The 14,584-nt window shown below is 59.0% G+C and carries 10 protein-coding genes; 6 read left to right on the top strand and 4 right to left on the bottom strand.

Going from position 1 to position 14,584, the window contains the following annotated elements; translation table 11 throughout:
- The gene (locus ACQY8Q_RS17645; RefSeq protein ID WP_428427756.1) at positions 1-1,431 is read left to right on the top strand and encodes an FAD-binding oxidoreductase; all 1,431 of its coding nucleotides are present in this window, start codon (positions 1-3) and stop codon (positions 1,429-1,431) included.
- An 11-nt stretch (positions 1,432-1,442) separates the two neighbouring features.
- Here ACQY8Q_RS17645 and ACQY8Q_RS17640 read toward each other — a convergent pair whose 3' ends face one another.
- Positions 1,443-4,046: a DUF1217 domain-containing protein gene (locus ACQY8Q_RS17640; protein WP_428427755.1), complete on the bottom strand. Its 2,604-nt coding sequence runs from the start codon at positions 4,044-4,046 to the stop codon at positions 1,443-1,445.
- 349 nt (positions 4,047-4,395) lie between these two features.
- Between ACQY8Q_RS17640 and ACQY8Q_RS17635 the strand changes: the two genes are divergently transcribed.
- Complete coding sequence (locus ACQY8Q_RS17635; protein WP_037106261.1) at positions 4,396-4,962, top strand: DUF6101 family protein; 567 nt, start codon at positions 4,396-4,398, stop codon at positions 4,960-4,962.
- Positions 4,963-5,317: 355 nt separating this feature from the next.
- Here ACQY8Q_RS17635 and ubiA read toward each other — a convergent pair whose 3' ends face one another.
- The 3 genes from ubiA to ACQY8Q_RS17620 all read right to left on the bottom strand — a co-directional run bounded on the left by ubiA (position 5,318) and on the right by ACQY8Q_RS17620 (position 8,225).
- A complete protein-coding gene (gene ubiA / locus ACQY8Q_RS17630; protein WP_428427754.1) occupies positions 5,318-6,277 on the bottom strand; it encodes a 4-hydroxybenzoate octaprenyltransferase in 960 nt (319 codons plus the stop codon).
- A 67-nt stretch (positions 6,278-6,344) separates the two neighbouring features.
- Positions 6,345-7,139 carry a MipA/OmpV family protein gene (locus ACQY8Q_RS17625; protein WP_428429811.1) on the bottom strand — a complete coding sequence of 265 codons (795 nt, stop codon included), beginning with the start codon at positions 7,137-7,139 and terminating at the stop codon, positions 6,345-6,347.
- Positions 7,140-7,409: 270 nt separating this feature from the next.
- Positions 7,410-8,225 carry an AraC family transcriptional regulator gene (locus tag ACQY8Q_RS17620; protein ID WP_428427753.1) on the bottom strand — a complete coding sequence of 272 codons (816 nt, stop codon included), beginning with the start codon at positions 8,223-8,225 and terminating at the stop codon, positions 7,410-7,412.
- Positions 8,226-8,336: 111 nt separating this feature from the next.
- Between ACQY8Q_RS17620 and ACQY8Q_RS17615 the strand changes: the two genes are divergently transcribed.
- From ACQY8Q_RS17615 to purD, 4 genes are all read left to right on the top strand, one after another.
- Entirely contained in the window at positions 8,337-9,536 is a 1,200-nt protein-coding gene (locus ACQY8Q_RS17615; RefSeq protein WP_428427752.1) for an MFS transporter, read from the top strand.
- A 185-nt stretch (positions 9,537-9,721) separates the two neighbouring features.
- A complete protein-coding gene (locus ACQY8Q_RS17610) occupies positions 9,722-10,765 on the top strand; it encodes a polyamine ABC transporter substrate-binding protein (RefSeq protein WP_428427751.1) in 1,044 nt (347 codons plus the stop codon).
- Positions 10,762-13,155: a putative bifunctional diguanylate cyclase/phosphodiesterase gene (locus ACQY8Q_RS17605; protein ID WP_428427750.1), complete on the top strand. Its 2,394-nt coding sequence runs from the start codon at positions 10,762-10,764 to the stop codon at positions 13,153-13,155. The genes ACQY8Q_RS17610 and ACQY8Q_RS17605 overlap by 4 nt, the downstream gene beginning before the upstream one ends.
- A gap of 98 nt (positions 13,156-13,253) precedes the next feature.
- Positions 13,254-14,525, top strand: coding sequence for a phosphoribosylamine--glycine ligase (gene purD / locus ACQY8Q_RS17600; RefSeq protein ID WP_428427749.1), 1,272 nt, complete (start codon positions 13,254-13,256; stop codon positions 14,523-14,525).
- Positions 14,526-14,584 lie beyond the last annotated feature (59 nt).

Below are 14,584 nucleotides of genomic sequence, written 5' to 3'. Positions count from 1 at the left end.
ATGACCAACGCCCTGCCCTCCACCGATCTGATCGCCCGCTTCACTGCCATTGTTGGCGCCGCAAATGCGCTGACAGATCAGGCCGACATCGCGCCTTATCTCATCGAATCCCGCGGCCTCTACAAGGGCGATGCGCCACTGGTGCTCAGGCCCGGCAGCGTCGAAGAAGTCTCGCAAATCCTCAAGCTTGCCAACGAGACCGGCGTCGCAATCGTGCCGCAGGGTGGCAATACCGGACATGTGGCGGGACAGATCCCGCGCACCGGGGCCGCCGATATCGTCCTGTCGCTGCAGCGGCTGAACCGCATCCGCGATATCGATCCGGTCGGCAATGTCATCGTCGCCGATGCCGGCTGCATTCTGGCCGATATCCAGAAGGCGGCGGAAGCGCACGACCGGCTGTTTCCGCTGTCGCTCGGCTCAGAGGGCTCCTGCCGGATTGGCGGCAATCTCTCGACCAATGCCGGCGGCACCGCCGTGCTGGCCTATGGCAATATGCGGCAACTCTGCCTTGGCCTCGAAGTCGTTTTGCCGACCGGCGAAATCTGGGACGGGTTGCGGCGGCTAAAGAAGGACAATACCGGCTACGACCTGCGCGACCTTTTCATCGGCGCGGAAGGCACGCTTGGCATCATCACTGGCGCGGTGTTGAAACTGTTTCCGCAGCCGCGCGGGCATCAGGTCGCTTTTGCCGGCTTGAAAAGCGTCGAGGATGCGCTCAGCCTGTTCGACAAGGCCTCCAGCCTCTGCGGTCCGGCATTGACAGGTTTCGAACTGATGCCGCGCCTCGGCGTCGAATTCACCGCAAAGCATATTCCAGGCGTACGCGATCCGATGGAGACGGTTCATGCCTGGTATGCGCTGATCGACATCTCGACCTCGGATTCGGCCGAAAGCGCCGAACGGATGATGTCAGCGCTGCTCGAAACCGAAATCGCCAGCGGCCTCATCGAGAATGCCGTTGTTGCCACGAGCGAAGCGCAGCGCAAGAGCCTTTGGCACATGCGTGAAAGCATGTCGCCGGCGCAAAAGCCCGAGGGTGGATCGATCAAGCACGACGTATCCGTGCCGGTCTCCAGCATTCCGGCATTCATGGCGGAGGCTGATGCTGCGGTGATGAAAGCCATTCCGGGTGCCCGCATTTGCTCGTTCGGGCACATGGGCGACGGCAACATTCATTACAATATTTCGCAGCCGATCGGTGCCGACAAGGATCAGTTCATCGGCCGCTGGCGCGAAATGAACGCCATCGTCCATGGCATCGTGCTGCGGTATAACGGCTCGATCTCGGCCGAACATGGCATTGGTCAACTGAAGCGTGACGAACTGGCAGAGGTGCGCTCGCCGATCGAGATCGACCTGATGCAGCGGATCAAACACGCCTTCGATCCCGCCGGGATCATGAACCCCGGCAAGGTGCTAAAGGCTTGACAGCCCAATGTTTAGAAGCCTCCCATGCGCAACTGTGACAGGCTGAACAACGTGTCGGCACTGATGCCGCCGCCACCGCCCGACAGGATCAACTGGGCACCGGACACGTCGACATTGTTCTCGACATCATAGAGTGCGGTAAAGCGCATAAGCAGCTTTTCCAGCTTTGCCGGATCCTGCAGATCCTTCACGTCGAGCAGGCGGTTGATATAGGCATATTGTATATCGACATCGGCCCCCGACATCGCCTGGGGGATGCTGAACGTCGTCTGGATAACCTGCAGCAGAGCGCTGTCAGCCAAAAGATCGTAAGCCGTGTTGATGCCGGTCGCCTGCCGCCGGAAATACAGCGCAAGGCGTACACCGGCATTGTCCTCACCCTTTTGCTGCTCAAGGGTCTGATTGAGGTAAAGGTCTTCAGTCTCAAGCAGGCCACGCTTGGTCTGGATGCCAAGGTCCGGCCGAACCAGATCGCCCTTGTTATCGAAGTTGTAGGAGGCGACAAGCTCCTTGTAGATCGTCGTGTTCGGCTCTTTGTTGATGAAGCTGTTCGGGTCGTTGGGATCGGATTCAAACATCTTGCGCAGATAGTCGGTGGTCACCGTTTCCGGATCGAGCTTGGCAGCGACGAGCACGAAATCAACCAGGCGCCGGTTGGACAGGAGATCGTCGAGCGATTTGATCTTTTCGACTTCGGCACTGTAATATTTCGCTTCCGCAGTCGCCTTGGTCTTTTCATCGTCCGTGGCGAAACGGCTCTTTTCGATGACATAGGATTTGGCGGTGTTGAGGATTTCGGATTCGGCCTGCGCCAGCATCGGTACGCCGGCCGACCCGTCCGCATTGAAGTTGAACGCCTTTGCCAGCTGAAGATACCGGTCGTCCTTCAGCGTATAGACATAGCTTTTCGGATCGGTGAGATCGCTGGTCAGTACCTTCTTCATCTTGCGCACCGTGTCGCCCTCGTTTTCGAGGCCAACGGCGGTCAGCGCCAGTTTCATGATCTTGGTGTCGGAGAGCAGATCGTCGACGTTGGAGACGATCTTCATCAGGTTCTTGAAGGAATTGATCAGGGTCTGATCGGCAGCCTCGTCGGCATCGTTGTAGCGCACCATGTAGTAATCGGACGTCACTTTGGTCTGCGCCGCCGTCTGCGGTTTATCGCCAGCCGCCAGTGTTCCGTCAGTCTTGAAATTGAAGGCTGCCCTCAACTCCTTATAGTTGACGTTGAATTCCCCCCCCTTGGTATTCACAAAGCTCGTCGGGTCGTTCGGGTCGCTGGTCAGGATGCTTTCGAGTGTCGCAACCGTGGAGCTGGATGGCAGACCGAAGGCTGTGAGGATGTAGGAATAGAGCCGGCTATCACCCTTGATCTGCGCAACCGTCGTAATGGTTCCGATCTTATCCTCGTAATAGGACTTGTGCAGCAGGGCGACCGATGTCGTGGCGCGCGGCGCCTTGTAGGCATATACTTCCATGGTCGCCTTACGGCTGTCTGCCGCCTGCGCGCTTCCACCGGCAGGTACGGAGCCATCCGCCGCGAAATCATACATCAAGGCCAGATCCTTGAAGACGGCGAGTTGCGCGATCGTTGCAGAACTCTCTGAAACCTTGGCATTCAAATCGGCAGAATAGAAACTCGCGCTTTTCATGGTCTTCAGCGCAGTCTGCCGCTGTTCGATCTGCGCCTGAAACGCAGCCCGTTCTGCCTCGGTGATATCCGGCTGGGCCATCTGTGCCTGAAGGCCAGCGATTTCAGCCTGGACGCCGGCATAGGCGTCGATATTGCTGGTCATTTCCGGGAATGCGTTGTTGATCGTGGTGATGTTGTTCGTCAGGGTGGTTTTTTCGGTCTGCAACTTCACCTTGTCTTCATCCGATGTCTCGGGAAGCGCCAGCAGGGCATCGATCTGGGTGATGCGCGCCTGCGACAGGCCCCGGCTCGTCAGAGCTGAAAGCGCCTGCTTCGATGACGCACTGGTCGCCTCTGCAGCCGCCAGCTTGGGCGCAAAATTTATGCCATAATAGCTATTCGGATCGTTGGGATCGCTGACCAGCGCACCGCGCACCTGTTCATAATTGAAATATTTCTCGTCAACGCCGAACACCCGGAACGCGTAGGATCGTAATCTGTCGTTCTGCAGGAACTGATCGACGTTGGTAATCTTGTCGAGCATTGTGTCGTAGTAGCGCGTCTCCTCGGCCATCCGCGTATCGACGTTGGAGACGCTGCGGTTATACAGACCGATCAGCGCGTCTTCCTGTGCATCACTTTGGACCACCTCGGTCGACTGGGAGAAGCTGAACGCTCTCGCGAAATTTTGGTAGCGCTCGTCCGTCAGCATATTGGCGTAGCTGTTATCGTCGCTGAGGTCGCTCTCCAGCACCTTTCGCATGAAGGCCTTGGCATAAGTCATGTCTTCAAGGCCATGCGCCTTCATGGCATAGGCATAGAGCCGGTAGTCACCGAGAAACTCGTCGATCGAGGTGACATTGCCGATATTGGCCTTGTAATACTCGGTTTCGCGGGCGACCAGCGTCTGCTGCGACGTGCGCTGAAGGCTCGTCTTCATGTCGCGCGTGAGGAGATTGTAGTCGATGTATGTGGAAACCATTGCCGCTCTGCCGATCGTCTGAAATTGCCCGACGCTAAGGCGTCCGGATGGACGCAATGCCGCGCAGTGCGGCCATAATCAGCGATACAATCGCTGGTCATGCTTGTGCGTGGCTTTTCCTCAACCCGGCGGCGCGGGATCGAAGGGCCGGCAAAATGCGGACGATTTTCTTCAGATTTCAGAAACCCTGCTGCGTTGGCCTTTGCTAACCATCAGGAAATGCAAAGTTTTTTAACTGCGATTTTTAAGTGGTCTCAAACCCGGCCCGCCTATCCTTGGCTCACAGAGGACGAAAAGTCCCGACGAGAAGACCGGGAACCGGCTCTCAAGGAAAACAAGGGCGATTGAAATGCTGAAGACACTTTCACAACCGGCTTGGGTTGAAACCACACTGCGCATGGATCCGAAACGCTTTCCCCAGCAGGCAAGCTACACCTTGCACGGACAGTCCAGCAATGTCACCATAAGCCTGGATGAGCGTGGAGCGGTTCTGCGCAAGGTTCTGCCATCCAGCGGCTTGCCACTATCGATTGCGCTGCCGGCCCGCGCCTTCAAGGGTGTTGCCGCCCGCGCCATTGACCATGGAGACGGAGAAGTGACCGTGACGCTTGAACTGCATCATGACGACCCGGATCTCTGCATCCCGCTTCTGGTCGCCCACGATCTTGCCGACATCGCCGCCGATTGGCGCACCTGGTCGGAAGCCTACCGGATCCCGATGCTGATGGTCGAAGCCGATGGCGTCGCCCGCCCGTTGGAAGATCATCTCGGCGAAGTCCGGACCCGCGATATCAAGCCACGCCGCCGCCACTCGCTGTTTAACGACCGCCGCCCGCGCTTCCTGATGCGGCGCGCCACCGGCAGCCTGGGTGTCAACATGAAGATCGACGGCCGCGAAATCATCGCCCGCAACTGATTTCCGACACAATCTCCGAGCCTTCCTCCAGTGCAAAAGACCGGCTGTCCCTGCAGTCGGTTTTTTGCTTGTTTTTTCAAAGCCTTATCGAGCCTTTGGAAAACCTTGGAAACGCCTTTTTGATGCCACAGGCAAATAGCACATTGCCGGCACGAGAAGGAGACAGATCATGCGCACATTCATCTTCGCGGCGATTGCCGCCTTTTCCACCCGCTTTACCCGGACAAAGAAGAACCGGAACAAGGAAATGAGCTGGGCTTGAGGCTTTTAAGCCCGGTCCCTTGGCACTGAAAAGCGTTGGCCAGTGAATATCGACCGACATGAACCCTGCCCTCCGGCCATCCGGAGGGTTTTTTTATGCCACCCGAACCAGCAGTGCGGCGCATAGGCTGGCAAATAGGATCAATCCAACAACGTTGTTGAACTTGAACAGGGTCAGGCACTGAGCGGCATCGTGAATATCGAGAACCAGGATCTGATAAAACAGCAAAACGGCTGCGACCAACAGGCCGGCATAGGCAAGCAGTCCGGCACCCGCCAATGCAAACGAGACAAACAGCAGCAGGATCGTCAGTCCATAAAGAGCAAAGAGCCACGGGCGCGGGCGCTCGCCGAACCGCCGCGCGGTCGAGCGCACGCCGATCAGTTCGTCGTCTTCCCTGTCCTGATAGGCATAAATCGTATCGTACCCGATCGTCCAGGCGATGGCGGCGGCATATAGCACGATCGATGCTAAGCTGATCGTTCCGAACTCCGCCGACCAGCCCATGATCGCGCCCCAGGAAAAGGCAAGGCCCAGAAAGAACTGCGGCCAGTCGGTAAAACGCTTGGCGAAGGGATAGACGGCGACGAAGACCAGCGAGAAGACGCCGAGGAAAATCGAAAAGTCATTGAACTGCAACAGCACGATCAGACCGGCGAGCGCCTGCAGCACCATGAAGATCTTGGCCTGCAACCGGGTGACACGCCCGGACGGCAAAGGCCGAGAGCGGGTACGCGCCACTTCCATGTCGATGTCGTGGTCGACAATATCATTATAGGTGCAGCCGGCGCCGCGCATGGCGACAGCGCCGATGAAGAACAGGATGAGGTACCAGACGAAACGGCCCGGCGAAAACGTGCCAGCCAGGGCTGCCGCATTGGCCGCCAGTGCTGCCGACCAGAAACAGGGCCACATCAGCAATTGCCAGCCGATCGGCCTGTCCCAGCGGGCAAGCTGCGCATAGGGCCAGAGCGGCCTTGGCAGCACGCGGTAAACCCAGTTGTTGGACGGCGCATCGTGGACGCGCCCGGAATCGGCTGGACGAGTGTTCATGCCGTTTGTTTGCAGCGGCAGCGGCCGCCGGTCAAGCCGACAGACCGCCGCACGGGCAAGCCGGTGACTATTCCAGCGTGAAATCGAAACGGTAGGTGGCGGCGAGGCCAACCAGGAACTGGTTGCGGCTACCGCCTTCCTTGACGAGGCTCGAGTCTGCCGCCGGACCCATCAGCCGCTTGTATTCGGCAAAAGCGCTGGCTTCGATTTTTTCGGTGGCCTGCCAGGTGATGGCAGCGCCCGCGCCGATCGAGTTCAGGCCGCCGGACGGCTTGTATTTCGAATAGCCGGACTTTGCCGCTTCCGAAGAGTTGACACCGTAATAGGCATCAAAATAGTCGCTGGTGGCGGCCGACAGGCGTGGACCGGCCGAGATACGCACATTATCGCTGACATCGACGAACCCGTCGGCCGCGACATCGGCAACGAGACCGTGATGGCTGCGGATACCCTGGCGTAACTCGGCGCGGATGCGCAGCCAGTCGGTCGGATAGACCTCGGCAAAACCACCGAGTTCGCCGCCGAAGCGGACGGGATCGAGGCCCTTGAGATCGGAAGACGTATCGCCATCCCGCTCGAAGATCAGCTTGCCGACAACACCGGCGCGAAAGGCCCCTTTGTCGACGAAGGCAAAGGCCGGATTGTCGTTGCGCGATGAAAACCGCACCGTGCTACCGGCACGGCCAAGCGAAATCAACGGCGCTGCCTGGAAAAGACGATCGGATGAGCCATCATATTTCGCGCCGATAAAGCCGGTCGCGCCGACTTTCAAATACCAGTCGCCGGACCAGAAATGCCGGCGCTCCTGCGCCTGGGCGGAAAAGGAGGCGGCAAAAAACAGCCCGGCCGAAAGGGCAAACAAGGATCGGTTGAACACGTCAGAACTCCACACACATAAGAACGGTTCGTTTCCCGGCGGTTATAGGCCCGCCTCACTACCATCTCGTTAACCAGGAGATTTCAGCCATTATTTTCCATGCGGCACTGCTGTTTCAGTGGGGATGATTATAGATTACAGCCGCTTAGACAAATCCACAGAGTGAAATCTGCCGGAAAATCCGGCCGGAAAACGCCGATTTGGAATGTATTTTCACCCGAACATTACGAAACCGGGCGTCAAACCCGTCTACGATCAGGACATCCGCGATTTCAGATAGGTACTGGGCGAACTCCCCAGCATCCGCCGGAACATCGTGGTGAAGGCGGCGATGTTTTCATAACCAGCATCGAGCGCGACATTGGTTACCGGTTCGCCTTCGGCCAGACGCGGCAACGAGGCGAAAATACAGGCCTGCTGGCGCCAGGTGACGAAACTGACGCCGGTTTCGGCACGAAACAGCCGGGTAAAGGAGCGGCGGCTCATTCCCAGACCACTCGCCCATTCGTCAATGCCAGCGTTGGCGTCCGGTGATTTGAGAAAATGCCGGCATAACCGCCCAAGCCGTGCATCAACTGGAAACGGCAGCCCGAGCGGCCGCTCCGGCAACTGGCTGATTTCGTCCAGCAGAAGCTCGATGATCAACCGTTTGCGGCGCGGGGTCAGCGGCTTCTCCTGCGACATCACCAGTTCCTCCATCAGGCTGGAGGCAAGCGGCGTCACTTCCAGCACACGCGGCTGATCTGCTGATATCACCGAGGGATCAGCATAGATCGAGTGCATTTCGACATCGCTGATCATCTCGCTGAAATGCTCGAGACCGGCGGGAATGAGCAAGCCGTGACCGGGCGGGATCATCCAGCGTCCACTGGCGGTATTGACCAGCACGACACCCCGGCGGGCACACCAGAGCTGCGTCTTGGTATGGCTGTGCGGCAGTCCGCGCGAGCCGGCCTGATAGCGCCGGCCGAGCGCCGTGATGGGATCATCGTTGAGATCGATCCATCGCAGGTTCTCAAGATGGGTATCATCGCCGGCAGGATCGCCCGATTTCGTGTCGTATTTCTGCATTTGGCCCACTCACGAAAGAATGCGACCAGACCACAAAAGCAGGCCAACATCAAGCGATGTAGAGACAGCGCATATTCTTACTTACAATATTTGTCCGGCGAGGAAGACAGCATGGCGAGCATCACATCACCCACAGGCATCAGCCCGGAAAAGACTGCGGTCTCCGTCATCGTGGCCGTCAGCTTTTGCCACATGCTGAACGATATCATGCAGTCGCTGCTGACCTCGCTCTATCCGCTGCTGAAGGAAAACTATGCGCTCGATTTCGTGCAGATCGGCCTTCTGACCTTCGCATTCCAGGTCACGGCGTCGCTGCTGCAGCCTGCCATCGGCGTCGTCACCGACCGCTGGCCAATGCCGTTTTCGCTGCCGGCTGCGATGCTGTCGACTTGCGCTGGCCTGATCACGCTTGCCAATGCCCACCATTTCTATGTGCTGGTCATCGGCGCCTGCCTGATCGGCATCGGCTCGGCGATTTTCCATCCGGAAGCATCGCGCGTGGCGCGGCTTGCCTCGGGCGGCCGCCATGGTCTTGCCCAGTCGCTGTTCCAGGTCGGCGGCAATACCGGCACGGCAATCGGCCCGTTGCTGGCCGCCTTCATCGTCATTCCGCAGGGACAGGGGAGCCTGAGCTGGTTCTCCGTCATTGCACTGGCCGGTTTCATGGTCCTGTCCTGGGTCAGCGTCTGGTACACCCGTCACCGCCGCAGTTCAGCCGGCCGCAAACCCGTCAGCCGCACCTTGCCGCTGCCGCGCAATCAGGTCATCTGGACACTGATCGTTCTCGTCATCCTGACGGCGACGAAAAACGCCTATCTCTCCAGCCTGTCCAGCTACTTCACCTTCTTCACCATCGAGAAGTTCGGCGTCGGCGTTCAGGAAGCGCAGATGCTGCTGTTCCTGTTCCTCGGCGCATCGGCAGCAGGCGTGATCTTCGGCGGACCGATCGGCGACCGTTTCGGCGCACGCTTCGTCATCTGGTTCTCGATCCTCGGCGTCATCCCCTTCGCGCTGCTGTTGCCCTATGCCAACCTGTTCTGGACGGCAGCACTGGTGGTTATCATCGGCTTCATCTTCTCCTCGGCATTCTCGGCCATCGTGGTGTTCGCGCAGGAACTGGTGCCGGGCCGCGTCGGCCTGATTGCCGGCATGTTCTTCGGCTTTGCCTTCGGTTTCGGTGGCATCGGCGCTGCGGTTCTCGGCGTCTTTGCCGATCGCAACGGTATCGAGTTCGTCTATACGCTTTGCTCTTACCTGCCGCTGCTGGGCCTCTTGACGATCTTCCTGCCGAAGCTTCCGAGCCACCGGTAAGAATACGCGACGATTTGATGAGGGGCGGCGCGTCCCTCATCAACCGCAACAGCGAAATGCCCCTTTTTGACAACGGATTCCAGTCAGTGGCATTTCAACCCAATTGCAACCAGCGCATTCCATTGTAAGTATTCATCAAGCATTGAGCGCTAAGGTTCGGCCCGGGGACTATCGGGGTGAATTCGATGCGCAACACGTTAATTGCCGCTTCCACCGCGCTCGGCGTATCGATCGCGTCAGCGCCCGTGCACGCGGAAACGCTGAACCTGTTGATCTGGGAATCCTATATCGACCAGAAGATCCTCGATCGCTGGACCGAGAAGACCGGCGTTGGCGTGCACCAGGTCTATTATGACAGTGGCGACGCCCGCGATGAGGTGCTTTCCGATCCGAGCAGCAATATCGACATAGCCGTTATCGGCGAAAACGGCGCCGAGCTGTTTGGCAAGCGCGGCGTGCTCGAGCCGATGTCGGACAAGAACGTCGCTGCGATGAAAGACTACAAGCCGGAGTGGACATCCCGCTGCGCCGGCTATGCCATGCCCTATCTCTGGGGCACGATGGGCATCGCCTACCGGTCAGACATGGTCAAGACGACGCCGACGTCATGGCACGACCTGATGTCGCCTGATCCGGCCCTGTCCAAACATATCGCCATGTATGACGATCACAACGAGGCCTTCGTCGCGCCATTGGCGATGCTGGGTAAATCCATCAACGCCAACGATAACGAGACGCTGAAAGCCGCCTTCGAGGTCATGAAGAAGCAGGCGCCGTTCGTTCTCACCTATGATTATGTGATCACCTCGATCCAGAGCCCTGAAAACGGCAAGAATATCTATATGGCACTGGCCTATAGCGGCGATCAGCACGTGCTCAACGACAAGGCCGGCACACCCGGCATCTGGCGCTACGCGGTTCCGAAGGAAGGCACTCTTTCCTGGCTCGATTGCATGGCGGTTACCGCCGCCTCACCACGCAAGGCGCTTGCGCTGCAGCTGGTCGATTTCATCGGCTCGCCGCAAAGTGCGGCTGACAACGCCGAGATGCTGGCAATGCCCACCGCCAGCGAAACCGCGCTCGAACTGATCCCGGCCGCGATGCGGTCCGATCAGGAAATATATCCGCCGGCCGACATCCTGGCGAAAAGCCAATACCAGAAGGAATTGTCGATCCAATCGATCCAGACACGCCGGCGCATCATCAGCTCAATGGCAAACTTCCAGTGACACTTGGCAAACGCGCATTTTTCCTGATCTTTCCGGTCGTTCTGGCGGGCTATCTGCTCGCCGCTCTGTCGGTCTATTTTGTCCAGGGTCATTCCGTTCTGGCTCTGGAGCGGACGCGGCTTTCGCAACAGCTCGACCATATGGCCGCGTTGTTCCGCAACGAGGTCAGTCAGAGCCGGGGCTTTCTCTATTCGATCCTCGAAGGCAACGCCGTCCGCCTGTTCGTCTCAGAGCCGGATGAGGCCTACCGCAACAACGCGCTGGGCCTGCGGCTGCAGCAGAGTGTGCGCTCGCTGTCCGACGATCCGAAGAAATTCATCTCTTTCGCCATTCTCAACCCCGACCTGACACCGGGCTATTATTTTGAGAACAGCGATGATCCGTTCGCCGAGATCGGTGCGCCGCAATTTGCCTTGGCAAACCGGCTCGCCGGCGGCAGCCAGTTGCGCGACTGGACTTTTCTGCACGATGCCGAGACACGCCAGCTGATCGTCTACTCGGAGTTCATCGACCCCGTCACCTTCAGCCGCCCACTGCCGAGCGCAAAGGCAGACGCGCTTTTAGTTCAGGTGGCGATTGAGCCGACACAGTTCCTCAGCATGCAGCGCGCCCTGCAGCACGAATATGAAACCGATCTCAGTTTCGATACCGCGCCGCAGGCGCAGCCACACGGCGGCGTTTCCGCATCCGTTCGAATGGCACCTTCCTTGTTTGCCACACTGACGGTCCCCCCATCCAGCGGCTCCGGCAATATGGAGCAGCTGAAACTGCTGCTGATTTTTGGCGCGCTAGTGATGAGCTTTGTCTCCGTCGGCCTGATGATCGCGCTGATCCGACGGTTCATCACCAACCCGATTTCGGTTCTCGACCGGCAGGTGACAGCGGTGATGAGCGGTGAGAACGAAGACATCAGGGAAACCGGCGCCGAAGGCGAAATCGGCCGGTTGACCGGCAATATCAAGCAATTGCACGATCAATCGCAGCGCGCCTTGAAACTGGTGCAGCAGGCGTCCTGGACCGATACACTGACCGGCATCAGCAATCGTGCCCATTTCAACATGCTTGCCGCGGATGTCATCCATCACGTCACTACGCAGGCCGGCCATTGCAGCCTTCTGTTCATCGACATCGATCACTTCAAGTTCGTCAACGACAAATATGGTCACGATGTCGGTGACGACCTGTTGAAAACGCTGGCACTGCGCATCGAGGCCGCAATCAGCGGCATCGCCACGCGCCGGCGGATGGCGCCGGCCGTGTTTGCCCGCCTGTCTGGCGACGAATTTGCGGTTCTCGCACAATCAAAGCCCGGTGACGGCACGATCCGGGAAATGTGCGCCGCGATCCTTGCGCTGTTTTCCAACGGTTTCGAAGTACGCGGCAAATATTATCCGGTCACGGCAAGCATCGGCGTCGCCATCTGCCCGACGGATGCCACCAACCTTGCCGAACTGATCTCCAATGCCGATGCGGCGATGTATCAGGCAAAGACCAACGGCAAGAACCGCTCGTCGCGCTTCTCGCGGGAACTGCAGGACAAGCGCGACCGCATCCGCCATATCCAGGAAGAATTGCGGCTGGTCGATCCCGACGAGCAGTTTCACCTCGTCTACATGCCGATCGTCAATAGTGGCGGCAAGGTGATCGGGTGCGAGGCGCTGCTGCGCTGGTTGTCGCCGACGCTTGGCAACATCACGCCCGACGAATTCGTGCCGATCGCCGAAAGCACCGGCCTGTTCACCAAGATCGACTGGTGGGTGATCAACCGGGCGATGTCGGAACACAATAGGCTGAAGCAGCTGTTTGGGCCGGAAACCATCCTTGCGATCAACATCTCGTCGGCGGAACTGCATTCCAAATCGATCAGCGATTATTTCTCCGACTGCGTGGCGCGGCACGGGCTGGATGCGCGCACCATCGAGATCGAACTGACGGAAACCTATGCCGTCAAGCTTGGCGATCAGTTGCACCGGAATATCGAGACCCTGCGCGAACGCGGCTTCCGGATCTCAATCGATGATTTCGGTGCCGGCTATACCTCCGTGCAGCAGATCATCGAATACACCGCCGACACCATCAAGCTTGACCGGGCACTGGTGCAAAACCTTGCAAACGAGGGATCCTTGCCGGCCCTGAAGGCTATGGTCGCCCTTTGCCACGCGCAGGGCATGACCGTGGTTGGCGAAGGGGTCGACACCCCCGAGAAGCTTGTGATGCTGACGGCCGCCGGCTGCGATCATTTTCAGGGTTACCTGATCAGCAAACCGCTGACCCTCCCCGATCTGACCATCTGGGCATTGAAGCAGACAGCGAAAATTGCCAGCCTCGCGGACGGCCGCGTAACTTTCCCTGCGCAGAGTTTGCTTTCAGCCTCCTCAAGTTCGCTCTGAAGCGCCTGTATCGCGGGCGTTGTGCCGATTTTGCCTTGACCTTAGTGCGCCCTCGCCTTAACCGCACCTCAACACTGCGGATTGTGCGGGAGTAGGCGATGAAAGTTCTGTTGATCGGGTCGGGCGGGCGCGAACATGCGCTGGCATGGAAACTGGCACAATCGCCACGACTGACGGCCCTCTATGCCGCCCCCGGCAATCCCGGCATCGCCGAAGAGGCAATCATCGCCGATATCGATACATCAGACAATGCCGCCGTTCTTGCCTTCTGCCGCAGGCAAGCGATCGATTTCGTCGTGGTCGGCCCGGAAGCTCCGCTGGTCGCTGGCCTTGCCGACACGTTGCGCGACGCCGGTATTGCAGTTTTCGGCCCGTCTGCCGCCGCTGCCCAGCTTGAAGGCTCAAAGGGGTTCACCAAGGACATCTGCGCCAAATACAACATCCCGACCGGCGCCTATCAGCGCTTCACATCCACTGAGCCGGCGAAAGCCTATATCCGCGAACAGGGCGCGCCGATCGTCATCAAGGCCGACGGGCTTGCCGCCGGCAAGGGCGTGACCGTTGCCATGTCGCTGGATGAAGCGCTCGACGCGGTCGACAGCTGCTTTTCCGGTGTCTTCGGCGCTGCCGGTGCCGAGGTGGTCGTCGAAGCCTATCTCGATGGCGAGGAAGCAAGCTTCTTCTGCCTTTGCGACGGTAAAACGGCTCTCGCTCTGGCCTCGGCGCAGGACCACAAGCGCGTTGGCGACGGCGATACCGGTCCGAACACCGGCGGCATGGGCGCCTACTCGCCTGCACCGGTGATGACACCTGAGATGGTCGAGCGCACGATGCGCGAGATCATCGAGCCGACAATCGCCGGCATGGCCGATAGCGGCCATCCCTTCACCGGCGTGCTGTTTGCCGGCCTGATGATCACCGCCAAAGGCCCCGAACTGATCGAATACAATGTCCGCTTCGGCGACCCGGAATGCCAGGTGCTGATGATGCGGCTGAAAAGCGATCTCTTGCCGTTGCTGCATGCTGCGGCAACCGGCACGCTCGCCTCAGTCAGCGCAGAATGGCGCGACGAGGCGGCCTTGACCGTGGTGATGGCCTCGAAGGGTTATCCGGGCGCTTACGAGAAGAACACACCGATTGCCAAGATCCCGCAGGCGGACGCAGGCACCAAGGTGTTTCATGCCGGAACGGCATTGAAGGACGGGCAACTGATTGCGACCGGCGGCCGCGTGCTCAATGTCACCGCGATGGGCAGCACCGTCGGCGCGGCCAAGGACAGCGCCTATGCAGCCCTTGACCAGGTGGAATGGGACAACGGCTTTTGCCGCCGCGATATCGGCTGGCAGGCGGTCGAGCGCGAAAAGGCCTGACCGGGTCACGGCCGGTCAAGGGAAAAACTCACTCAATTTTTACCAATTCTCCTGACGGG

The organism is Pararhizobium sp. (assembly GCF_965279435.1).
Lineage (GTDB): Bacteria > Pseudomonadota > Alphaproteobacteria > Rhizobiales > Rhizobiaceae > Pararhizobium.
This window is presented reverse-complemented; position numbering and strand designations above follow the sequence as displayed.